This is a genomic window from Pseudomonas sp. TKO26 (assembly GCF_003225665.1).
In the GTDB taxonomy this organism is placed as follows: domain Bacteria; phylum Pseudomonadota; class Gammaproteobacteria; order Pseudomonadales; family Pseudomonadaceae; genus Aquipseudomonas; species Aquipseudomonas saponiphila.
This window is the reverse complement of the sequence record NZ_QKLN01000009.1, coordinates 181,788-204,971: the sequence shown is the minus strand read 5'-3', so window position 1 is coordinate 204,971 and position 23,184 is coordinate 181,788. Positions and strand designations below refer to the sequence as shown.

At 64.1% G+C, this 23,184-nt stretch carries 19 protein-coding genes; 9 read left to right on the top strand and 10 right to left on the bottom strand.

Annotated elements, in window-relative coordinates; translation table 11 throughout:
* Window positions 1-15: 15 nt before the first annotated feature.
* The 3 genes from DNK59_RS15810 to DNK59_RS15800 form a co-directional block, all read right to left on the bottom strand.
* A complete protein-coding gene (locus DNK59_RS15810) occupies window positions 16-861 on the bottom strand; it encodes a carboxylate/amino acid/amine transporter (RefSeq protein WP_110723787.1) in 846 nt (281 codons plus the stop codon).
* Window positions 862-1,119: 258 nt separating this feature from the next.
* Window positions 1,120-1,719, bottom strand: coding sequence for an FMN-dependent NADH-azoreductase (locus DNK59_RS15805; RefSeq protein ID WP_092320466.1), 600 nt, complete (start codon window positions 1,717-1,719; stop codon window positions 1,120-1,122).
* 157 nt (window positions 1,720-1,876) lie between these two features.
* Window positions 1,877-2,191 carry a 3-phosphoglycerate kinase gene (locus DNK59_RS15800; RefSeq protein ID WP_110723786.1) on the bottom strand — a complete coding sequence of 105 codons (315 nt, stop codon included), beginning with the start codon at window positions 2,189-2,191 and terminating at the stop codon, window positions 1,877-1,879.
* 49 nt (window positions 2,192-2,240) lie between these two features.
* Here DNK59_RS15800 and DNK59_RS15795 point away from each other — a divergent pair, with 49 nt between their 5' ends.
* From DNK59_RS15795 to aqpZ, 5 genes are all read left to right on the top strand, one after another.
* On the top strand, window positions 2,241-3,164 hold the full coding sequence (locus DNK59_RS15795) for a LysR family transcriptional regulator (RefSeq protein ID WP_092320464.1): 924 nt from the start codon (window positions 2,241-2,243) through the stop codon (window positions 3,162-3,164).
* Window positions 3,165-3,194: 30 nt separating this feature from the next.
* A complete protein-coding gene (locus tag DNK59_RS15790; protein ID WP_092320463.1) occupies window positions 3,195-3,998 on the top strand; it encodes an alpha/beta fold hydrolase in 804 nt (267 codons plus the stop codon).
* A 3-nt stretch (window positions 3,999-4,001) separates the two neighbouring features.
* Complete coding sequence (locus tag DNK59_RS15785; RefSeq protein ID WP_016967472.1) at window positions 4,002-4,565, top strand: peptidylprolyl isomerase; 564 nt, start codon at window positions 4,002-4,004, stop codon at window positions 4,563-4,565.
* A gap of 91 nt (window positions 4,566-4,656) precedes the next feature.
* Entirely contained in the window at window positions 4,657-6,489 is a 1,833-nt protein-coding gene (locus DNK59_RS15780; RefSeq protein ID WP_110723785.1) for an ABC transporter ATP-binding protein, read from the top strand.
* Window positions 6,490-6,681: 192 nt separating this feature from the next.
* Entirely contained in the window at window positions 6,682-7,380 is a 699-nt protein-coding gene (aqpZ, locus tag DNK59_RS15775; RefSeq protein ID WP_110723784.1) for an aquaporin Z, read from the top strand.
* Window positions 7,381-7,396: 16 nt separating this feature from the next.
* Here aqpZ and DNK59_RS15770 read toward each other — a convergent pair whose 3' ends face one another.
* Together DNK59_RS15770 and DNK59_RS15765 are read right to left on the bottom strand one after the other, a co-directional pair.
* Window positions 7,397-8,521 (bottom strand): GNAT family N-acetyltransferase, encoded by a 1,125-nt coding sequence (locus DNK59_RS15770; RefSeq protein ID WP_110723783.1) that lies wholly within the window; start codon window positions 8,519-8,521, stop codon window positions 7,397-7,399.
* Between the two features lie 86 nt (window positions 8,522-8,607).
* Window positions 8,608-9,513 (bottom strand): LysR family transcriptional regulator, encoded by a 906-nt coding sequence (locus DNK59_RS15765; protein WP_092320459.1) that lies wholly within the window; start codon window positions 9,511-9,513, stop codon window positions 8,608-8,610.
* An 84-nt stretch (window positions 9,514-9,597) separates the two neighbouring features.
* On the opposite strand from DNK59_RS15765, the gene DNK59_RS15760 reads away from it, so the two are divergent.
* From DNK59_RS15760 to DNK59_RS15750, 3 genes are all read left to right on the top strand, one after another.
* Window positions 9,598-10,965, top strand: a complete 1,368-nt coding sequence (locus DNK59_RS15760; protein ID WP_110723782.1) for an MFS transporter — start codon at window positions 9,598-9,600, stop codon at window positions 10,963-10,965.
* The gene (locus tag DNK59_RS15755) at window positions 10,946-11,347 is read left to right on the top strand and encodes a DUF4440 domain-containing protein (RefSeq protein WP_177431256.1); all 402 of its coding nucleotides are present in this window, start codon (window positions 10,946-10,948) and stop codon (window positions 11,345-11,347) included. The genes DNK59_RS15760 and DNK59_RS15755 overlap by 20 nt, the downstream gene beginning before the upstream one ends.
* Window positions 11,348-11,678: 331 nt before the next feature.
* A complete protein-coding gene (locus DNK59_RS15750) occupies window positions 11,679-13,001 on the top strand; it encodes a putative porin (RefSeq protein ID WP_110723781.1) in 1,323 nt (440 codons plus the stop codon).
* A 127-nt stretch (window positions 13,002-13,128) separates the two neighbouring features.
* Here the strand turns inward: DNK59_RS15750 and DNK59_RS15745 are convergent, their stop codons facing one another.
* The 5 genes from DNK59_RS15745 to aceK all read right to left on the bottom strand — a co-directional run bounded on the left by DNK59_RS15745 (window position 13,129) and on the right by aceK (window position 21,137).
* The gene (locus DNK59_RS15745) at window positions 13,129-13,362 is read right to left on the bottom strand and encodes an anti-sigma factor (RefSeq protein WP_060838053.1); all 234 of its coding nucleotides are present in this window, start codon (window positions 13,360-13,362) and stop codon (window positions 13,129-13,131) included.
* Complete coding sequence (locus tag DNK59_RS15740) at window positions 13,356-13,970, bottom strand: RNA polymerase sigma factor (protein ID WP_110723780.1); 615 nt, start codon at window positions 13,968-13,970, stop codon at window positions 13,356-13,358. Before DNK59_RS15740 ends, DNK59_RS15745 begins: the two co-directional genes overlap by 7 nt.
* A gap of 80 nt (window positions 13,971-14,050) precedes the next feature.
* Window positions 14,051-15,172, bottom strand: a complete 1,122-nt coding sequence (locus DNK59_RS15735; protein ID WP_092320456.1) for a beta-ketoacyl-ACP synthase III — start codon at window positions 15,170-15,172, stop codon at window positions 14,051-14,053.
* Window positions 15,173-15,407: 235 nt separating this feature from the next.
* On the bottom strand, window positions 15,408-19,319 hold the full coding sequence (gene hrpA, locus DNK59_RS15730; protein WP_110723779.1) for an ATP-dependent RNA helicase HrpA: 3,912 nt from the start codon (window positions 19,317-19,319) through the stop codon (window positions 15,408-15,410).
* A 96-nt stretch (window positions 19,320-19,415) separates the two neighbouring features.
* The gene (aceK, locus tag DNK59_RS15725; protein WP_092320454.1) at window positions 19,416-21,137 is read right to left on the bottom strand and encodes a bifunctional isocitrate dehydrogenase kinase/phosphatase; all 1,722 of its coding nucleotides are present in this window, start codon (window positions 21,135-21,137) and stop codon (window positions 19,416-19,418) included.
* A gap of 320 nt (window positions 21,138-21,457) precedes the next feature.
* On the opposite strand from aceK, the gene DNK59_RS15720 reads away from it, so the two are divergent.
* Window positions 21,458-23,179: a methyl-accepting chemotaxis protein gene (locus DNK59_RS15720; protein WP_371920290.1), complete on the top strand. Its 1,722-nt coding sequence runs from the start codon at window positions 21,458-21,460 to the stop codon at window positions 23,177-23,179.
* Window positions 23,180-23,184 lie beyond the last annotated feature (5 nt).

Sequence of the window (23,184 nt, the reverse complement as noted above, 5' to 3'; positions counted from 1 at the left end):
GCTGGCCTGCACAGGTCAGCCGCCCCGTCGGCTGATCCACACCGCCGCGAGGATCACCAAGCCGCCCAGCAACAAGCGTCCCAGGTCTTCGTGCTGGTTCCAGATCAGCAGGTTGATCAACAGCCCCACCGGCACATGCAGGTTGTTCATCACCGCCAGGGTGGCACCGTTCACCAGGCACGCGCCCTTGTTCCACCAGTACATGCCCAATGCCGTGGACACCAGGCCGAGAAACAGCAGCACCGCCCATTGCAGCGGCGCGTCCGGCAGGTAATGGGCCTTGCCGAACAGCAGGAACGCCGGCAGCACCACCAGCAAGGCGCCCAAGTAGAAGTAGCCGAAGCGCCGGTAGTGCGGCAGGTCGCTGGGGTAGCGCGCCACCAGGTGCTTGTACAGCACTTGCCCGGCGGCGTAGGTGAAGTTGGCCAGTTGCAGCAGCAAGAAGCCGATGAAGAAATCCGGATTGACGCTGTCATAGCGGATCACCACCGCGCCCGCCACCGCCACCAGTGCCGCCAGCAGGCCCCAGGGGTTGAAGCGCCGGTTCAGGGCGTCTTCGATCAGAGTCACGTGCAGCGGCGTGAGGATGGTGAACAACAGCACCTCTGGCACCGTCAGCACGCGAAAGCTCAGGTACAGGCACACGTAGGTGATGCCGAACTGCAGCGCACCGATCAACAGCATGCCGCGCATGAAGGCCGGCTCCACCCGGCGCCAGCGAGTCAGCGGGAGAAACACCAGCCCCGCCAGCAGCACCCGCACCAGCACCGCGAAGTAACTGTCGACATGCCCGGCCAGGTATTCGCCGATCAGGCTGAAGGAAAACGCCTGGATCAGGGTGACAAAAAGTAGATAGCCCATGTTCGCCTCGTCTTGAATGGCGGCGACGATAGCGGTTTTGCCCGCGCAGATGAAATCCCGGGCAAAAAAAAGCCCGATCTCGCTAAGCGTGCAATCGGGCGTCGGCACTGAAGGAGCAACCAGTGCAAAGGGAGGTTCGATGCGCGAACCGGCTTGAAGGGGATCCGCAGGCGCTACTTCAACACCGGGGGATTATCTGCAGATTAACGGCGCCACAAAGCCCTTCGCTGAGCGGCACCTCGACCCAGGCACCCTGGCTCAGGCCACCTGAGCCAGCTTGGCGTTGGCCTGGTTCAGGCCCTTTTCATGGAAGTCGCCGCCCATGTTCAGGCCTTCGGCGTGGATGAACTCGACGTCGTGGATACCGATAAAGCCCATCACCTGACGCAGGTAGGGTTCCTGGTGATCGGCGCTGCTGCCGGCGTAGATACCGCCCCGGGCAGTGAGCACGTAGGCGCGCTTGCCGGTGAGCAGGCCCTGGGGCCCGGTATCGGTGTACTTGAAGGTCACCCCGGCGCGCAGCACATGGTCGAGCCAGGCCTTCAGGGTGCTGGGAATGGCGAAGTTGTACATCGGCGCGGCCAGCACCAGCACGTCGGCGGCCAGCAGCTCTTCGGTCAATTCGTTGGAGCGCTGCAGGGAGTCCTGCTCGGCGGCGCTGCGCTGCTCGGCGGGTTTCATCCAGCCGCCCAGCAGGTTGGCGTCCAGGTGCGGCACCGGGTTGCGGGCCAGGTCGCGGACCGTGATCGAGTCGCCGGGGTGAGCGGCCTGCCATTGCTGGATAAAGGTCTGGGTCAGTTGCCGGGATACGGAATCCTGCTGGCGGGCGCTGCTTTCAATGATCAGGACGCGGGACATGGCTGAAGCCTCCATCGGGGTATGCGTAAGTCGATGGGGGGCAGATTAAACAGAGTGATATCGATGAAAAAGCGCAAATAACTGCTATAACCAATCAATAAATTCGTTTATAAGCACAGCCGGCCCGCGCGCAATTCCCTGGACCGGCCCGCTTCGATCACTTGGCCTGGCAGTTCAGTTCCAGGCGCAGCTTGATGATATTGCGGTTGAACTTGGCGGTGACGTTCTTGCTCTGCCCCGCAGCGACTTCCACCTTGCGGGTGCGCGGCGACTCGGGGCCATTGCGAAACACCACCGAGCACAGCGCATCGCGCTTGCCGAAGTTGTTCAGCTGGATGGAGCCGATGTCTTCATCGGTAGCAAAGGTGGTGTAGTCGATGCTCAGGCCATTGAGCTGCTTCTCGACATCGATGGGATAGGCCCAGGCGCCGAGGGGCAACAGCGCCAGCAACACACAACAGAATTTTCTCATTCGGCAGTCTCCAATAAGGAGCGCCAGCTTAGGACAAGAGGAGTCCCTCATGAAAGCGCCCCGCGTGACCCTGGATCAATGGCGCACCCTGCAGGCGGTGGTCGATCACGGCGGCTTCGCCCAGGCCGCCGAAGCCCTGCACCGCTCGCAATCCTCGGTCAGCTACACCGTGGCGCGCATGCAGGACCAGCTCGGCGTGCCGCTGTTGCGCATCGACGGGCGCAAGGCGGTGCTCACCGAGGCCGGCGGCGTGCTGCTGCGCCGTTCCCGGCAACTGGTCAAGCAGGCCAGCCAGCTGGAAGACCTGGCCCACCACATGGAACAGGGCTGGGAAGCCGAAGTACGGCTGGTGGTGGACGCCGCCTACCCCAATGCGCGGCTGGTGCGCGCCCTGACCGCCTTCATGCCGCAAAGCCGCGGCTGCCGCGTGCGCCTGCGCGAGGAAGTGCTGTCCGGGGTCGAAGAGGTACTGCTCGAAGGCGTGGCCGACCTGGCCATCAGCAGTTTCAACATTTCCGGCTACCTGGGCACCGAGCTGAGCGCGGTGGAGTTCGTCGCCGTGGCCCACCCGGAACACGCCCTGCATCGCCTGCAACGGGAACTGCATTTCCAGGACCTGGAAAGCCAGCTGCAAGTGGTGATCCGCGACTCCGGCCGCCAGCAACCGCGGGATGTCGGCTGGCTCGGCGCCGAGCAGCGCTGGACCGTGGGCAGCCTGGCCACCGCCGCGACCTTCGTTGGCAGCGGCCTGGGTTTTGCCTGGCTGCCCCGGCACCTGATCGAACGGGAGCTGCGCGAAGGCCTGCTCAAGGTCCTGCCCCTGGACCAGGGCGGCAGTCGCCACCCGACCTTCTTCCTCTATTCCAACAAGGACAAACCCCTGGGCCCGGCCACGCAGATTCTCGTGGAACTGCTGCGCACCTTCGACACCGCGCCCCTGGATGCGGCCTTTGCCGCACCCGAACAAGCCTGACATCCCCACCACCAGAACAGGAGTTCTGCCATGGCGTATTTCGAGCATGAAGGTTGCACCCTGCACTACGAGGAATACGGCCGGGGTGATCCCCTGCTGCTGGTTCACGGCCTGGGCTCCAGCGCCCAGGACTGGGAAAAGCAGATCCCCGAGCTTTCAAGCCGCTACCGCCTGATCGTCCCCGACCTGCGCGGCCACGGACGCTCCGACAAACCCCGGGAGCGCTACAGCATCCCGGGCTTCACCGCCGATATCGTGGCGCTGATCGAACACCTGAACCTGGGCCCCGCGCACTATGTCGGGCTGTCCATGGGCGGCATGATCGGCTTCCAGCTGGGTGTGGATCAGCCGCAACTGCTCAAGAGCCTGTGCATCGTCAACAGCGCCCCCGAAGTCAAGGTGCGCAGCACAAACGACTACTGGCAGTGGTTCAAGCGCTGGAGCCTGGCCCGGGTGCTGAGCCTGGCCACCATCGGCCGGGCCCTGGGCCAGCGGCTGTTTCCCAAGCCGGAGCAAGGCGAGTTGCGGCGGAAAATGGCCGAGCGCTGGGCAAAAAACGACAAACGTGCTTATCTCGCCAGCTTCGACGCCATCGTCGGCTGGGGGGTGCAGGAACGTCTGGGCCGCATCACCTGTCCAACCCTGGTCGTCAGCGCCGACCACGACTACACCCCGGTGGCGGTCAAGGAGGCTTATGTCAAACTGCTGCCGGATGCACGGCTGGTGGTGATCGAGGATTCCCGTCACGCCACGCCGCTGGACCAGCCGCAGCGCTTCAACCAAACCCTGCTGGACTTCACAACCACAGTCGACACCACCACCCAGGATCACTGAACCATGCTGAAAAAAATCGCCCTCGTCGCCGGCTCCGTGCTGTTCGCGGCCAACCTGATGGCCGCCCAACCGGCCAAGGCGCCCCACGTCCTGCTGGACACCAGCTTCGGCAAGATCGAAGTCGAACTGGACCCGGTCAAGGCACCGATCTCCAGCAAGAACTTCCTCGACTACGTCGACAGCGGCTTCTACACCAACACCATCTTCCACCGGGTGATCCCGGGCTTCATGGTCCAGGGCGGTGGCTTCACCGCGCAGATGGTGCAGAAAGACACCCGCGACCCGATCAAGAACGAAGCCTCCAACGGCCTGCATAACGTGCGCGGCACCCTGTCCATGGCCCGCACCTCCAACCCCAACTCGGCCACCAGCCAGTTCTTCATCAACGTCGCCGACAACGCCTTCCTCGATCCGGGCCGCGATGCCGGCTACGCCGTATTCGCCAAGGTGGTGAGCGGCATGGACGTGGTGGACCAGATCGTCAATTCCCAGACCACCACCAAGCAAGGCATGCAAAACGTGCCTGTGGACCCGGTGCTGATCAAGTCGGCCAAGCGCATCGACTGAATCCGCCAGCCTGTCCCGACGGCGGCGCCGCAACCGGCGCCCCGTCCGCTTTCAGAACAGGAGAGCCCGCACCCCGGGCTTCAAGACCCCCATGCTCTTTCGTCGTTTTGAACAACTGATCGATATCTTCCGCGACGCCCCCAGCGCCACCCCGCCCAATCGGGTCCTGCCGTTCTACTTCCACTACATCAAGCAAGTCTGGCCGAGCTTCGTCGCCCTGCTGGTGGTGGGCCTGTTCGTGGCCCTGATCGAGGTGTCGCTGTTCAGCTACCTGAGCACCATCATCGACCTGGCCCAGGGCACGCCCAGCGCCCAGGTGTTCAGCGACCACGGCCTGGAACTGGCCTGGATGGCGGTGGTGGCCCTGCTGTTCCGGCCGCTGATGGTGGGCCTGCACGACCTGTTGATGCACCAGACCATCAACCCCGGCATGACCAGCCTGATCCGCTGGCAGAACCACAGCTACGTGCTGCGCCAGAGCCTGAACTTCTTCCAGAACGACTTCGCCGGGCGCATTGCCCAGCGCATCATGCAGACCGGCTACTCGCTGCAGGACTCCTCGGTGCAGGTGATCGATGCCCTGTGGCACGTGACCATCTACGCCATCGGCTCCCTGGTGCTGTTCGCCGACGCCGACTGGCGCCTGATGATCCCGCTGCTGCTGTGGATCACAGGCTTCATCGGCGCCATGCGCTACTTCGTGCCGCGCATCCAGAAGCGCTCGGTGGATGCCTCCGACGCCCGCTCCAAACTCATGGGGCGGATCGTCGACGGCTACACCAACATCACCACCCTCAAGCTCTTCGCCCACACCCGCTTCGAGCAGAGCTACGCCCGCGAGGCGATCGCCGAGCAGACCGAGAAAAGCCAGTTGGCCGGGCGCGTGGTCACCGCCATGGACGTGACCATCACCAGCCTCAACGGCCTGCTGATCGTCAGCACCACGGGCCTGGCCCTGTGGCTGTGGAGCCAGTCGCTGATCAGCGCCGGGGCCATCGCCCTGGCCACCGGCCTGGTAATCCGCATCGTCAACATGTCCGGCTGGATCATGTGGGTGATCAACGGCATCTTCGAAAACATCGGCATGGTCGAGGACGGTCTGCAGACCATCGCCCAGCCGCTGCAGCTCACCGACCGCGAGCAGGCGCCCAAGCTGGCCGTAGCCAATGGCGGCGTGCGCTTCGAGCATGTGCAGTTCCATTACGGCAAGGCCAACAAGGTGATCAGCGACCTCAACCTGGACATCCGTCCCGGGGAGAAGATCGGCCTGATCGGTCCTTCCGGGGCCGGCAAGTCGACCCTGGTCAACCTGCTGCTGCGCCTGTACGACCTGCAGGGCGGGCAGATCTTCATCGACGGCCAGAACATCGCCGAAGTGACCCAGGAAAGCCTGCGCGAACGCATCGGCATGATCACCCAGGACACCTCGCTGCTGCACCGCTCGATCCGCGACAACCTGCTCTACGGTCGCCCCGACGCCACGGAAGAGGAACTCTGGGAGGCGGTGCGCAAGGCCCGCGCCGATGAGTTCATCCCGCTGTTGTCCGATGCCCAGGGCCGTACCGGTTTCGATGCCCATGTCGGTGAACGCGGGGTCAAGCTGTCCGGCGGCCAGCGCCAGCGCATCGCCATCGCCCGGGTCCTGCTCAAGGACGCGCCGATCCTGATCATGGACGAGGCCACCTCGGCCCTGGACTCGGAAGTCGAAGCGGCGATCCAGGAAAGCCTGGAGACCCTGATGCAGGGCAAGACCGTGATCGCCATCGCCCACCGCCTCTCCACCATCGCCCGCATGGACCGCCTGGTGGTCCTGGAACAGGGACGCATCGCCGAGACCGGCACCCACGCCGAACTGCTGGCCCATCGCGGTCTGTATGCGCGCCTGTGGCAGCACCAGACCGGAGGTTTCGTCGGCATCGACTGATGCCTCTGCAGCGGCTCCACCAAGCGCCAGAGCCCGCTATTTCAGGGGGCTCTGGCGTTTTTTTGGGCGGACTGGAATTGCGCCGAAAGCCTGCTGTACTGACCCTAGGTTCCGGAGCGGAACCTGTAGTTAACCTGCGGGATGCATCACTGTTGTATCGCGTTGATAGGTTGACCTATCAAGGACTCACCCATGTCTTTGTTCAAACGTTCCGTTACCGAAATGCTCGGTACTTTCTGGCTGGTCCTGGGCGGGTGCGGCAGCGCCGTGCTCGCGGCGGCCTTTCCCAATGTCGGCATCGGCCTGCTCGGCGTCGCCCTGGCCTTCGGCCTGACGGTGCTGACCATGGCCTTCGCCATCGGCCATATCTCCGGTTGCCACTTGAACCCCGCGGTGTCCGTCGGGCTGGTGGTGGGTGGGCGCTTCCCGGCCAGGGAATTGCCGGCCTATGTCGTCGCCCAGGTGCTCGGCGGGGTGATTGCCGCGGCGCTGCTGTACTTCATCGCCAGCGGCAAGCCCGGTTTCGAACTGGCTTCGGGGCTGGCTTCCAACGGCTATGGCGCCCACTCCCCCGGCGGCTATTCCATGGCCGCGGGGTTTGTCTGCGAGCTGGTGATGACCTTGATGTTCGTGGTGATCATCCTCGGCGCCACCGACAAGCGCGCCCCGGCGGGCCTGGCGCCGATCGCCATCGGCCTGGCCCTGACCCTGATCCACCTGATCTCGATCCCGGTCACCAACACCTCGGTCAACCCGGCCCGCAGCACCGGCCCGGCACTGATCGTCGGCGGCTGGGCCTTGCAGCAGCTGTGGCTGTTCTGGCTGGCGCCGATCCTCGGCGCGGTGATCGGCGGCGTGGTCTACCGCTGGCTGGGCGAGGAAGACAGCTGAGCGAAGACGGCGAGGGTCACGCCTGCCGATAGGGCAAGGCGTCCCTCGCTTCTTCGGCATAAGCGCGAATTCCGGCCCGTTCCTGTTGCAGGAAATCCTTCACCGCGGCGTTCAGCCCGGGGTGGCGCAGGTAATGCCAGGAGCGGGTCAGCACCGGTTCAAAGCCGCGGATCAGCTTGTGCTCGCCCTGGGCTCCGGCGTCGAAACGTTGCAGTCCCTGGGCAATCGCGTACTCCATGCCCTGGTAGAAACAGGTCTCGAAATGCAGGCGGTCGAACTCTGCCAGGCAGCCCCAGTAGCGGCCGTAGAAGCTGTCGCCGCCCACCAGGCTGAAGGCCATGGCCACCGGGCGCCCGCCCTGCTTGGCCAGGACCACGCGGATCGCCTCGGGCATGCGCTCGGCCAGCAGGCTGAAGAAGGCCCGGGTCAGGTACGGCGACTGGCGCCGCACCGCATAGGTATTGGCGTAGCAGGCATAGACGAAATCCCACTGCGCCTCGTCCAGTTCATGGCCTTCGAACCACTGGAAATCAAAGCCCTGCCCCGCCACCTGCTCACGCTCCTTGCGCATCTGCTTGCGCTTGCGCGAGCTCAGGGCGTCGAGAAAATCCTGAAAGTCACGGTAGCCACGGTTCTGCCAGTGAAATTGGCAGCCCAGGCGCTGCAACCAGCCCGGTTGCTGTTCCAGGGCGGCGTCGCTGAAGTCGTCGGTGAAGTTGATATGGGCGCTGGAAAGCCCTTCGATCTCCAGGTAGCCGGGCAGGCTTTTCAACAGCTCGAACGCATCCGCCTGGGTCGCCGCCAGCACCCGCGCGCCACTGACCGGGCTGAACGGCACCGCCGTCAGCAGCTTGGGGTAATAGTCGATGCCGGCGCGGGCGCAGGCATCGGCCCAACCGTGATCGAACACGTACTCGCCGTAGGAGTGCCATTTGCGATAGCTGGGCAGGGCCGCCAGCAGGCGGCCGTCCTCTACATGCAACAGGTGCTCGGCCTGCCAGCCCGAGCGCGGGCCAAGGCTGCCGCTGTCTTCCAGGGCACTGAGAAAGGCATGGCGCACGAAGGGTTGCCCGTCCTTGAGCAAGCCATCCCATTGCGCGGGATCGACGGCAGACAGACTGTTCAAGGATTGCAGCGGCATCGGGGTCCCCGGAGTTCAGATCGGACAACCCGGCGAGTATCCCCCATCCCCGGGCTCACCGAAACCGCTGGCACCTGGGCACGTTCTCAACGCCCCAGGTGCTCGGCGAGAAAATCGATGAACACCCGGGATTTGCGCGGCAGGTGCGCGCTGTTGGGAAACAGCACGTGCACCGGCTGGGCAGCCAACCGGTATTCGGGCAAAACCCGCACCAGGCGGCCGCTGCCCAGGTCATCGAGGACCATCCACTCCGGCAGCACCGCCAGCCCCAGGCCCGCCAGGGCCAGGGCGCGAATCGCCGTCGCCGAGTTGGATTCGTGCCCGGGGCTGACCTTCACCTCCACCTCGCCACGGCGCGGATGGTTGAAAGTCCAACCGGGCGGCCCGGCCAGGTTGCTGTTGCCGATCCACGGCAGCGCGCTCAGGTCCTCGATCCGCCGCAACTCCCGGCCATCAAGCAGCGCCGGACTGGCCACCAGGGCAATGGCGTAGTCCGCCAGCTGGCGTCCCTTGAAGCCCGAATCCGCCAGGTGGCCGAGGCGGATCACCAGGTCGAGCTTTTCCGCCACCAAATCATTCAGCGATGAATTGAAGTGATAGCTCAGGCGCACTTCGGGGTAGCGCGCGGTGAACAGCGGCAGGATCGGCAACACGAACGTCTCGGCATACTCCGCCGTGGAACTGATGCGCAGCTTGCCGCTGACCCGGTTGCGCCCATGCAGCACGTTGTCGAAGGCTGTGTCGATATTGGCGACAATCCCCTTGAATTCGTGGTAAAGGTCCTGGCCGGTTTCGGTCAGGGTCACCTGCCGCGTGGTGCGCACCAGCAAGGTGCTCGCCAGCGCCCGCTCCAGGGCCTTCACATGCAGGCTGGCCATGGCCTTGCTGATCCCCAGGTACTGCGCGGCGCGGGTGTAGGAACCGAAGTCGACCACCGCGAGGAAGGTCTGCACCCGGTGCAGCTGGCCGTGAAAATGATCGCTCACTGTCAAATCTCATTAAACAATGTGTCAAGTATAGGCGCCTCGACACTCCACCCCCAAGCTCCCTAAGCTGCGCGCAAAAAGGGAGACGGCATGACTTACAGATACAAAGTGGCGGTGGTATTTCTCCTCGGGTTCTTTATCGATTGCGTCAACATCTTCATGTCGGCGGTGGCCCTGCCCAGCATTGCCAGCAACTTGCAGGTGTCCAGCGCCGCCGTGGCCTGGGTGGCCAACGCCTACATCCTTGGCCTGACCCTGGTGATCGCCGTCAGCACCTGGCTGGCCGGGCGCTTCGGCAACCGCCAGGTGCTCTGCGCCTCGATGCTGCTGTTCAGCGGCGCGGGGCTGATGTGCGGGCTGGCCGACAGCTTCATGTCGCTGGTGTTCTGGCGGCTGGTCCAGGGCATGGCCGGCGGCCTGCTGATTCCCCTGGGGCAGGCGCTGACCTTCAACCTGTTCCAGGGCGGGCAACGCTCGCAGATCTCCACCCTGGTGATGGCCGTGGCCCTGCTGGCGCCGGCGCTGTCGCCGACGCTGGGCGGGGCGATTGTCGATCACGGCTCCTGGCGCTGGGTGTTCTTCGCCAGCCTGCCGCTGTCGCTGCTGGCGGCGCTGCTGTCCTGGTGCTGGATCGCCCCTGAACGCGCAGCGCCCGTGGATCGCCCGGACCTGCGCGGCCTGCTGCTGGTGAGCGCGAGCCTGGCTGGCCTGCTGCTGGGCATGTCGCTGTACGGCAGCGGCTACCCGGCGTATCAGGCGGCACCGAGCCTGCTCGTCGGGCTGCTATTGGCCGAGTGCTATCGGCGTCACTGCAAGTCCTGCGCCCGGCCCATTGTCGAACTGCGGCTGCTGAAAAACCCGCGCCTGGGCCTGTCGGTGGCGATCTATCACGCCATTCCGGGGATCTTCACCGGGGTCAATCTGCTGAGTCTGTTCTTCCTCCAGGAGCACCTGCACCTGAGCGCCCGGCACAGCGGCATGTTCATGCTGCTGTACGCCGCCGGCGCGCTGCTGGCGATGCTGGCGGGCGGGCGCGGCTACAACCGCCTGGGCGCCGCGCGGCTGTTCGCCATGGCCCTGGTGCTGCACAGCGCCGGCATCGCCTGCCTGTGCTGGGTCGACTCGGCAGCCGACCTGCCGTTGCTGATGGCGGCCTACCTGCTGATGGGCCTGGGCGGCGGTGCCGGCGCCAACACCGCACAAACCACCGCCCTGCTGGACTTCGACGGCGCCGATACGCACCAGGCCAGCGTGATCTGGAACATCAACCGGCAGATGGCCTTCAGCCTTGGCGCCGCCTGGTTGCTGATGCTCTACAACCTGCTGCTGGCTTACTCCGACGCCAGCGGCGCCTACCACCTGAGCCTGTTGCTGGCCGCCGCAGCCGGTCTGCTGCCGCTGCTGACCCTGAACCAACTCCCCACCATGAAGGCCAACCATGCCCAACTCGATCATTGAACAAGCGCAACACAGCGTGCACCAGATTCACCAACTGATTCACAGCGTCTTCAGCAACCGGCAGAGGGACGGCGCGGCCTGTCTCGCCCCCTTGCTGGCGTTGCTGGCCGAAGACTTCCAGATGGTCACCACCGGCGGCGCCCTGATCGGCCGCGAGCAGGTGCAACAGCTGTTTCACACGGGCCTGGGCAAGCGCCCGGGGCTGGAAATCAGGCTCAGCGATTTGCATTGCGTGTGGCAGGAAGGCCAGTGCGCGGCGATCCGCTACAAGGAAATCCAGCGCCTGGACTCGCTCGAAACCACACGCCTGTCCCTGGCGATCATCCGTGTCCAGAACAACACGGCGCAGTGGCTGTACCTGCACGAAACCACCTGCCCCTGACCCCCACCAGGCCCGAGCCCCGAGCTCGGGCCAAGCCATCCGCCCCGGTTCTCTGACCTCTTGCTGCGCGATACCCGCCCGCTGAACGGCGGCTGATCGCCCCTCGACCTCCCCCCTTCTCCGACACCGACAACGCCCCCGCACAGGGGGAGTTGCAGTCAGCAATCGTCATCGACACGCCATTACTTTGCCACCCCGCTGTCATAAACCATCGTGATACTGGCGCCTGTTTTTAGAGCGCCGGGTTCTACCCGACCACTGTTTTCCGATCTGCACAGGTCGGTTGTGTCCTGGATGGTTGAGCCATCCACTCTTACCTTCGGAGATTGCTATGCGTCTTGCTTCCACGAAAACCGCGGCGGCCCTGTGTGGTGGCCTGTTACTGGCCATGAGCGTTCCCGCCAGTGCTGCGGTCGACGCCAAACTGCTCGACATGCTCAAGGCCAACGGCTCGATTTCCCAGGCGCAGTACATGGAGCTGCAAGCCGAACTGGCCAAGGATCAGAAGGCCCAGCAAATCGCTCAGCAAGCGCAGCAAGAAACCAACGAACAAGTGGCCGCAGCCGCCAAGAAAGCCAACGAGCTCAGCGCCTTCGACCAGAAGCTGGCCTGGGCGGCCAAGACGCAGTTCAAGGGCGACGTTCGAATCCGCCAGGAAACCGTCAAGATCGACGGCGAAGCCAACAACGGCGGCCGCGACAAGGATCGTCAGCGCATCCGTGCGCGCCTGGGCGCCTACAGCGAGATCAACCCGCAGGTGGACACCGGCATCCGCATCGCCACCGGCGGCGGCGACGATGCCCGCTCCACCAACCAGGACATGGACAACTACTTCAACAAGAAACAGATCTGGCTGGACCTGGGCTACATCGACTACCACCCGGACGCCGTGAAGAACCTGCACGTGATCGGCGGCAAGATGCTGCAACCCTGGGTCAGCATGGGCGACGTGATCTGGGACAGTGACATCAACCCTGAAGGCCTGGCCGTCACCTACAAATACCCGCTGGGCGGTAGCGCCGAGCTGTTCGGCAGCCTGGGCAACTACAGCCTCAAGGACAACGTCGACGGTGAAGGCGTGCAGTTCCGTCACGACCTGCGCCTGACCGCCGGCCAACTGGGTAGCCGCTTCGCCATCACCGACAATCTGAAGCTGACCGTCGGCGGCAGCGTCTATGCCTACCAGAACGACAAGGACAGCCGTTGCACCGGCACCTCCACCCCTTGCGCCTTGGCAGTCAACGGCAACTCGGCGGACAACCAGTTCCGCCTGTACGAAGGCTTCAGCCAGATCGACATCGGCGGCCTGCCGATGCCGCTGTCGTTCTACGGCCAGTACGTGAAGAACAACGATGCGGTGAACGATCAGGACACCGCCTGGCTGCTGGGCGCCAAGTCGAAAGTGTTCGGCTTCAACCTCGACTACAACTACCGCGACGTGCAGCGCAATGCCGTGGTCGGTGCCTTTACCGACTCCGACTTCGCCAACGGCACCACCGGTTCCCGTGGCCACAAGTTCAAGGTCGGTTACGACATCGACAAGAACTTCGCCCTGGGCGCGACCTACTTCCTGACCAAGGCCGACTACTCCAGCCGCACCCAGCGCGACGCCAATACCAACACCCTGCAACTGGACGCCGAAGCCAAGTTCTAAGCGACCAGCTCGTACACCGCAGACGCTGCTCGCGCGAGCAGCGTCTGCCGGGTTTCAACAGTCCGGCGCGGGGCAACGCCCCCCATCATCCGTTCGTCGTCGCCGCGTCGGCCTGTGTTTTGCCCTCTCAGACGTCCTTGCTGCGTTGCGTCGCCAGACGCTCGGCCAAGGCATCCAAGCCCTCCAGGGGCGGCTCCGGCAGCACCCGCAAGGTGGCCTGGAGCAGGCGCATCTGCCGAATGAAACGCCGGCAATTGGGGCAGAACAACAGGTGATGGCGCACCATCAGGCGCTCGCGAAAGCTCAACTGGCCGTCGAGATAATCACTGGATCGCGCCACTTGTTCCTTACAGGTCAGCATTGGCCGGTTTCCTCAAAATGCTCCACGGTGGCGAAGACCTTCAGACGTGCCCGATGCAACAGCACCCGGACATTGGAGAGCGTGAGCCCCAGAAGATTACAGATTTCTTCCAGTTCCAGGCCCTGGCGCTCGCGCAGCAGCAGGACGCTGCTTTGCAGTTCCGAGAGGCTGAGCAGGGTGTGTTCCAGGCAGTCGCGCAGCTCGGCTTCGGTCAGCAAGGCTTCGGGGGTGTCTTCATGCCAGGCGAAAGGCGCCACCAGCCAGTGGCCATCCGTGGAAGAGAAACGCTCGTCGCCGACCGTGCCATGGGGCGCGGGCAGGTCATCGAGCAACACTTCCCGGCGATTTTGCTTGTAGCGGCCCTTGGCCGCATTGGCGGTGATGGTCAGCAGCCAGGTCTTGAGGCTGGAGCGCCCCTGAAAGCCCGCCAGATTGCGCACCACCGACAGCCAGGCATCCTGCACCACTTCGTCGGCATGGCGATTGCCGACAATCGCGTAAGCCACCGCGCGCATGGCGCTCTGGTAGGTACTGACCAGTTCCTTGTAAGCCTTTTGCTCACCCGCCAAAAGGCGCTCTAGCAGTTGCGCGTCATCAGCAGCAGCCATTCGTGCCTCGTTCAATCATGCAGGTTTGAAAGGGTGTGACGCGCCAATAGCGCCCGGCGCCACACCCGCATCAGCCTAGATCAACGCTTGCGCAGCAGGACGCTGCCGATCGAATAACCGGCGCCAAAGGAGCTGAGCACCGCCAGCGAACCGCTGGCCAGGTCATCCTGGTACTTGTGGAAGGCAATCACCGAGCCGGCCGAACTGGTGTTGGCGTAGGTATCGAGAATCACCGGTGCCTCTTCCACCGAGGCTTCGCGGCCCAGGAGCTTCTTGACGATCAGGTGGTTCATGCTGAGGTTGGCCTGGTGCAGCCAGAAGCGCTTGACGTCGCCGACATTGAGCTGGTTTTCCGCCAAGTGGGTGGCGATCAGCTCGGCCACCATCGGGCACACGTCGCGGAACACCTTGCGGCCTTCCTGGACGAACAGCTTGTCGCGGGCACCGACGCCCTCTTCTGCCGCGCGGTTGAGGAAGCCGAAGTTGTTGCGGATGTTGTTGGAGAACTGGGTCAGCAGCTTGGTGCTGACGATCTCGAACTGGTGCTTGGAGGTGGCCAGGTCGGCGCGCTCGATGATCACCGCGGTGGCGGCGTCGCCGAAGATGAAGTGGCTGTCGCGGTCACGGAAGTTCAGGTGCCCGGTGCAGACTTCCGGGTTGACCATCAGGATCGCCCGGGCCTGACCCAGCTGCACGCTGTTGCAAGCGGCCTGGATGCCGAAGGTTGCCGAGGAGCAGGCCACGTTCATGTCGAAACCGAAGCCCTGGATGCCCAGTGCAGCCTGGACTTCGATGGCGATGGCCGGGTAGGCGCGCTGCAGGTTGGAGCAGGCGACGATCACCCCGTCGATGTCGGCGGCGGTCTTGCCGGCCCGTTGCAAGGCTTGCTCGGCGGCGGCCACGGCCATCTGGCAGAGCACCGACCACTCGTCGTTGGAACGCTCCGGCAGGTTCGGAACCATGCGTTGCGGGTCGAGGATGCCGGCCTTGTCCATGACGAAGCGGCTCTTGATCCCGGAGGCTTTTTCGATGAAAGCGGCGTTGGATTCAGTCAGGGCCTGCACTTCGCCGCGCTCGATGGCTGCCGCGTTGTCGCTGTTGAACTGCTGGACGTAGGTGTTGAAAGACTCCACCAGCTCTTCGTTGGAGATGCTGTTGGCCGGGGTAAACAGGCCGGTGCCGCTGATGACGACGTTATGCACGGTCGTTCCTCTAATGTGTTGAGGCAGAAGGTATTGGCACCGTCGTGCCAAACCGTAAAGGGACGACTCCCGCTGAAGGAGGCGTTCCTGGCATCGCTTTATTCCGATCCGCCCGGGCTGGCTGGGGTGCAGATAACCGGGGCCGGCATTTATGACGGCGGAGTTTGCCATAACCACCGATCTTTCGCCGCAATTGCAGGATCGACGGAGCCGACCCTGCACGGGGGGGCCTGGCTCAGGCGTCGACCAGGCTCCATTGCTTGTTCAGGCGCTTGTCGGAAATCGGCACCTTGGTCCCCAGTTGCTGGGCGAACAGGGACACCCGGTACTCCTCCAGCCACCAGCGGTACAGCTCCAACTGCGGATCGCGCTTGCCTTCCTGGGCATGTTTCTGGGCGCGGGTCTGGTACTGGCTCCACAGACCGGCCAGCTCGGTGCTCCAGACCCGATCCTTCTGCACCTGACTGCCGAGCTTCTCGAAACGCAGCTCCACCGCCTTGAGGTAGCGCGGCAGTTCCTTGAGCCACAGGGCCGGGGTTTCCCGGACAAAGCCCGGGTACACCAGGTTCGCCAACTGCGACTTGATGTCATTGAGAGCCACGGCCTGGGCCAGGTCGATCTTGCCCTTGAAGCGTTTTTGCAGGCCGTGCCAGAGCTTGAGAATCTCCAGGGTCAGGCGCGCCAGGCGCTCGGCATGCTCGGTCCAGGCGCCGCGCTTGCGCTCGGCCAGGGAGGCCAGCCCGGCGCCGTCCCGGGGCAGGCTGGCCTCGCCGTCGAGGATGCAGCTGTCAAGGCTGGCCAGGAGAATGTCCTCCACCAGCGCATCGACCCGGCCCAGCTCGCGGTACAGCAGGCCCAGCTCGGTCAGCCCCGGCAACTTGCCGCGCAGGAACTTGGCCGGCTCGGCCAGTTGCTGCAGCAGCAGGCGCTGCAGGGCCCGGCGATGCTGGAACTCGGCTTCGGCGGCGGTGGAGAAGCGCCCTTCCTTGACCGTCCCGGCCTCTTCCACCAGGGCCGGGTACACCGTCATCGACAGGCCGGCGATCTTCTGCTGGGTCTTTTCCGCGACCGCGGCAAACACACGGGCTTCCACCGGCTGCTGGCTCTTGGCGGTCTGCGGCACCGCCAGGGCAGCCTGGCTGGCTTCGGCGAAACGCGCGGTCAGTTCGGCCAGGTCACGACCTTCGCCGAGGAACTTGCCCTGGGCGTCGACGATTTCCAGGTTCATCCGCAGGTGGCTTTCCACCTGTTGCGCGGCTTCGCTCCAGGCTTCGTCGCTGACCCGCGCACCGGTCATGCGCAGCAACTCGCGGCCCAGGGCCTGGGGCAACGAACCTTCGGCGAAGACCATGCGCTGCAGGGCCGCCTTGACGAAGTCCGGCACCGGTACGAAGTTCTTGCGCAGGGCCTTGGGCAGGTTGCGCACCAGGGCAATGCACTTGGCCTCGATCAGCCCCGGCACCAGCCATTCCAGGCGTTCAGCCGGCAACGCCGGCAGCAGCGGCGCCGGCACCCGCAGGGTCACGCCGTCGCGGGGATGGTTGGGCTCGAAGTGATAACTCAGGGCCAGTTCCAGATCGCCGATATGCAGGGTGTCCGGGTACTGCTTGGCGGTGACTTCGCTGGCCTCGCGGGCCAGCACGTCTTCCTCGCGCATGATCAACAACTGCGGGTTCTTCTGGCTGTGCACCCGGTACCAGCTGTCGAAGGTCGCGGTCTGGTGGATCTCCGCCGGCAGGCGCTCGTCGTAGAAGGCGAACAGGGTTTCCTCGTCCGCCAGGATGTCGCGGCGCCGGGCCTTGGCTTCCAGGGCATCGAGCTGCTCCAGCAACTGGGTGTTGGCGCTCAGGCACTTGGCCTTGGACTGGATCTCGCCGCGCACCAGGGCCTCGCGGATAAACAACTCGCGGGACACCACCGGGTCCACCGGGCCGTAGTGCACCGGCCGACGCCCGACCACGATCAAGCCGAACAGGGTGATCTGCTCGTAGGCCACCACCTGGCCGCGCTTCTTCTCCCAATGGGGCTCGAAGTGGTTCTTCTTCACCAGATGGCCAGCCAGGGGCTCGATCCAGTCTGGCTCGATCTTGGCCACCATGCGCGCATAGAGCTTGGTGGTTTCCACCAGCTCGGCGGTCATCAGCCATTGCGGGCGCTTCTTGCCCAGGCCCGAGGACGGATGGACCCAGAAACGCCGCTGACGAGCCCCGAGGTAGTCGCCGTCCTCAGTCTTCTGGCCGATCTGGCTGAGCAGCCCCACCAACACCGCCTTGTGCAGTTTCGGGTAGTCCGCCGGTTCCTTGTTCAGGCTCAGTTGCAGGTCGCGACAGATCAGGCTCAGTTGCCGGTGCGAGTCGCGCCACTCGCGCAGGCGCAGGTAATTCAGGAAGTTCTTGCGGCACCAGTTGCGCAACGGGCTGGCGGTCAGGGCCTGGCGCTGTTCTTCGAAGCCGCGCCACAGGTTGACCAGCCCGGCGAAGTCCGAGTCCACGTCCTTCCATTGCGCGTGGGCCTGATCGGCAGCCTGCTGGCGCTCTGGCGGACGCTCGCGGGGGTCCTGGATCGACATCGCACTGGCAACGATCAGTACTTCCTGGAGGCTGCCGAGCTTGGCCGCTTCCAGCAGCATGCGGCCCATGCGCGGGTCCACCGGCAGGCGCGCCAGTTGTCGGCCCAGGGGCGTCAGCTGGCCGTTGCGGTCCACGGCCGAGAGTTCTTGCAGCAAGTTGAAACCGTCGCTGATGGCCTTGCCATCCGGCGGTTCGATAAACGGGAACGCGGTGATTTCACCCAGGCGCAGATGGAGCATCTGCAGGATCACCGCCGCCAGGTTGGTGCGCAGGATCTCCGGATCGGTGAACTCCGGCCGGCCGAGGAAATCCTCCTCGCTGTACAGGCGCACGCAGATCCCCGGTTCGACCCGGCCGCAGCGGCCTTTACGCTGGTTGGCGCTGGCCTGGGACACCGCCTCGATGGGCAGGCGCTGGACCTTGGCCCGGTAGCTGTAGCGACTGATGCGCGCGGTGCCGCTGTCGATCACATAGCGGATGCCCGGCACGGTCAGCGAGGTTTCCGCGACGTTGGTCGCCAGCACCACGCGCCGGCCCGGATGGGACTGGAAGATCCGCTGCTGTTCCGCCGGCGACAGGCGCGCGTACAGCGGCAGGATCTCGGTGTGCTTGAGCTGGGCCTTGCGCAGCATTTCCGCGGCGTCGCGGATCTCCCGCTCGCCCGGCAGGAACACCAGCACGTCTCCGGGGCTGCGGCGTTCACTGCGCTCGTAGGCGGCGATTTCATCCAGGGTGGCAAGGATCGCCTGGTCCACCGTGAGGTCGTCCTCGACCCGGTTGCCCTCTTCGTCCTGCTCCAGGGTCAGGGGGCGATACCAGGTTTCCACCGGGAAGGTGCGCCCGGAGACTTCGACGATCGGCGCGTTGTCGAAATGCTTGGAGAAGCGCTCCAGGTCGATGGTCGCCGAGGTGATGATGACCTTCAGGTCCGGGCGCCGTGGCAGCAGGGTCTTGAGATAGCCGAGGAGGAAGTCGATGTTCAGGCTGCGCTCGTGGGCCTCGTCGACGATGATCGTGTCGTAGCGTTCGAGAAAACGATCGTTCTGGGTTTCCGCCAGCAGGATGCCGTCGGTCATCAGCTTGATCAGGGTGCTGGAGTCGCTCTGATCCTCGAAGCGCACCTGGTAGCCCACCAACGAACCCAGGGGCGTGGCCAGCTCTTCGGCGACCCGACTGGCAACGCTGCGGGCAGCGATCCGCCGGGGCTGGGTGTGGCCGATCAGGCCGTGCTGGCCGCGACCGATCTCCAGGCAGATCTTCGGCAGCTGGGTGGTTTTCCCCGAGCCAGTCTCGCCGGCGATGATCAGCACCTGATGCTTGAGCAGCGCGTCCTTGATCTCATCGCGCTTGGCGGCGATCGGCAGGCTGTCGTCATAGCGAATCAGCGGCACGCTGGCACGCCGCGCCGTCACCAGGTTGCACGACGCCTGCATCCGCTCCAGCCACTGGGCGAGCTTGGCCTCGTCGGGCTTCTTGCGCAGTTCAAGCAACTGCCGACGCAAGCGGTGGCGGTCGGCGAGCATGGCGTGATCGAGGTTTTTCAGCAGTTGATCGATAGCAGGCGATTCGGAAGTCATAGGAAAGCAGCGGCAAGCTTCAAGCGAAAAGCCGCAAGATTAACGCAGCTTCCGTTTTTTAGCTTGCAGCTTGTCACTTGCCGCTAGCCGCTGCCTCTACTCGTCTTCCAGGCCTTTGCGCCGGTACGGGAAGACATCGATGATCTTGCCGGCGCGGATGGCGTCTTGCAGGCCCTTCCAGTAGTCGGCGTTGTACAGCTCGCCGTGCAACTGGTCGAACAGCTTGCGCTGGCCGGCATCGGCGAACAGGAACGGCGGGAACTCTTCGGGGAACACGTCGTGGGGGCCAATGGAATACCAGGGTTCGGACGCCATCTCGTCTTCCGGGGTGCGGGGCGCTGGAATGTGGCGGAAGTTGGCTTCGGTGAGAAAGCAGATTTCGTCGTAGTCGTAGAACACCACCCGGCCGTGGCGGGTCACGCCGAAGTTCTTCAGCAGCATGTCGCCGGGGAAGATGTTGGCCGCCGCCAGTTGCTTGATCGCCAGGCCGTAATCCTCCAGCGCTTCGCGCACCTGGTCCGGGTTGGCGTGTTCCAGATAGAGGTTGAGCGGGGTCATGCGGCGCTCGGTCCAGCAGTGGCGAATCAGCACGGTCTGGTCTTCCACGGCCACCGTGGACGGCGCCACTTCCAGCAGTTCCTCAAGGCACGCCGGGTCGAACTTGCTCAGGGGAAAGCGGAAATCGGCGAACTCCTGGGTATCGGCCATGCGCCCGACCCGATCGACGCTTTTTACCAGGCGGTACTTCTCGATCACCGTGGCCCGGTCGACGTTCTTCGACGGCGAGAAACGGTCCTTGATGATCTTGAACACGGTGTTGAAGCCCGGCAGGGTGAACACGCTCATGACCATGCCGCGTACCCCGGGGGCCATGATGAAACGGTCATCGGTGCTGGCCAGGTGGTTGATCAGGGCGCGGTAGAACTCCGACTTGCCGTGCTTGTAGAAACCGATGGAGGTGTACAGCTCGGCGATGTGCTTGCCCGGCAGGATGCGCTTGAGGAAGCCGATGAATTCCGCCGGCACCGGCACGTCCACCATGAAGTACGAGCGGGTGAAGGAAAAGATGATCGAGACATCCGCCTCGTCGGTGATCAGTGCGTCGATCTGGATGCCCCGGCCCTCGCGGTGCAGCAGAGGGACCACCAGCGGCCACTGCTCTTCATGGGTGAAGATGCGCCCCACCAGGTAGGCGCCCTTGTTGCGGTAGAGCACCGAGGAAAACAGCTCCAGGGTCAGCTCCGGGTCCTTGCACACCCAGTCCGGCAGGTTCTCCCGCAGTTGCGCCTCCAGGCGCCGCAGGTCGCCGGCCAGATCGGCATAGTCCTCGCTGAAACGGTAGTCGGCGAACACCTGTTCGAGCATCGCCGACAGGTTGCCCTGGGGCCGGTAGCTGCGGGTTTGCGCGGCCCGGGCCCGACGCAGGCTGGGCCGGGTGGTGTGGATGAACATGCAGCCATCGCTGATCAGGTCATGACTGAACAGGCCGCAGAAGATCGAGTTGTACCAAGTCTCGGACAGCTCATCGTCGAAACGCAGGTCGATCAGGCTGATATAGGCGCTTTTCACCAGCGGCCACTGCGCCACCTCCATCAATGAATCGTCACTGAAGGCCTGATGCAGGCGAGTCACGGTTTGCCCGACCTTCTCCTCATACAGATTGATTCGCGCCGCCGAGGCCTTCTGCGCTTCCTGCCATTGCGCCTGCTCGAAGCGTTGCCGGGCACCATCGGTGATCTGGCGGAAGTGCTCGCGGTAGTCGTCGAAGCCGTCGAGGATCATTCGAGCGATATCGGCGGCGGGCCATGACTGCGGCATAGGTAGACCTCTGCGGGAATTTGCGATGCCAGAGCTTAGCCAGTGAAACGACCCGAGGAGAAGCGCATTTTTCGCCCGGTCCGCCGGGCCGGGAAATCTTTGCTGACGATTGCCGGCAATTTTTTTAAATCGACCAATCGGTCAATAAAAAACCCTGAAGTCGGCCAAGCCTGGGCTTTATCGATTCACCCGCAGGCCTTCCAGCACGCGGCGTGAAGGCCTGATGCCAGGCACAAACCTGTACCACCAAAACGCCTCCCAGTGCCTTAACAATCCCACGATCACCAGCAAAACGGCTCTATTCAGGGCCTTTCAATGTGATGGCACTTTGCCATATAAAGCGCCCACCCTCCCCTAACAACAGCGCTAAATCAGCGAGGGACGAATGTTTTTCTAATGTATTCAAGGAGCACATGATGTCGATCAGGAATATTCGAATCGGCTTGCGAGCCAGCCTGAGTTTTGCGGTCCTGGCCGCCTTGCTGGTGACAGTCGGGCTGTTCTGCCTGGGGCAGATGGCAACCCTGCGCGAAAGTGCAAAAGTCATCGAGGCCTCATGGATGCCCAGCATCGAGAACATCCATGACAGCGCCGCCAATATCGCCACCATCCGCCTGGAAACACTGCGACTGCTGGTCAATGACCAAGCTGCGAGCCGGGAAAGAAGCAAGCGCGTGATCGAAGACGAACGCAAGGAACTGGCCCAGCGTCTGGAACGACACAAGGCCCTGCTGACCAGCGAGCAGGAAGCGGCCATGCTGGAGCGGTTGAAACACTTGATTGGCCAGTACACGAGCCTGATGCAACAGATCATCCAGCAGATCGACGCCGGTCTCAAAGAACAGGCCTACACCCGGCTCAATGTCGAACTGGCGCCCCTGGGCAACCAACTGGACACGGCCCTGGAGGAACTGATCCAGTTCAACCAGCAAGGCGCCGACGGCGCCGCCGAGGATGCCGCCGCGCTCTATCAACGTTCGCTGTGGATCGTCGGCACCATCATCGTCGTCGCCCTGGCTTGCACCCTGCTACTGGCCTGGTTGCTGACCCGCAGCATCACCGCACCACTGGCCCAGGCCCTGGCAGTGGCCCGGACCATTGCCGCCGGCGATCTGAGCCAGAGCGTCAACGGCCAGGGCCGTGACGAACCGGCGCAACTGCTGACGGCCCTGGCCGGCATGCAGGACAACCTGCGCTCGACCATCCGCGGCATCGCCGAATCATCCCAGCAGTTGGCCTCGGCCGCCGAGGAAATGAGCTCGGTGATGGAACAGAGCACCCGCGGCCTGCAGTTGCAGAACGATGAAATCGAGCAGGCCGCCACCGCCGTCACGCAAATGAGCGCGGCGGTGGATGAGGTGGCCGGCAACGCGGTCTCCAGCGCCGAAGCCTCCCAAGCCTCGGACCAGGACAGCCGTCACGGCCATCAACAGGTCAGCCAGACCATTGCCTCGATCCAGCAACTGGTCAGCGAAGTGCTGGGTGCCTCGGAGCAGGCCCAGGGGTTGGCGTCCCAGGCCCAGGACATCAGCAAGGTGCTGGAGGTGATTCGGGCCATTGCCGGCCAGACCAACCTGCTGGCGCTGAATGCCGCGATCGAGGCAGCCCGAGCTGGCGAGGCCGGCCGTGGTTTCGCCGTGGTGGCCGACGAAGTGCGCTCCTTGGCCCAACGTACCCAGGACTCCACCGAAGAAATCGAACAGATGATCAGCCGCATCCAGCACGGTACCGACGCCACCGTCAGCGCCCTGCAAAGCAGCGCCGAACAGGCCGGGCAAACCCTGCAGCAAGCCAACGGCGCCGGCAGCGCGTTGGAGAAGATCACCGGGGCGATTTCACAGATCAGCCAGCGCAACCTGGTGATCGCCAGTGCCGCGGAGCAACAGGCCCTGGTGGCCCGGGATGTGGACCGCAGCCTGGTGAACATCCGCGATCTGTCGACCCAGACAGCTGCGGGCGCCACCCAGACCTCCGCCGCCAGTCAGGAATTGTCGCGCCTGGCAGTGGACCTTAATGGATTGGTGACACGATTTATCCTGTAGCGGGT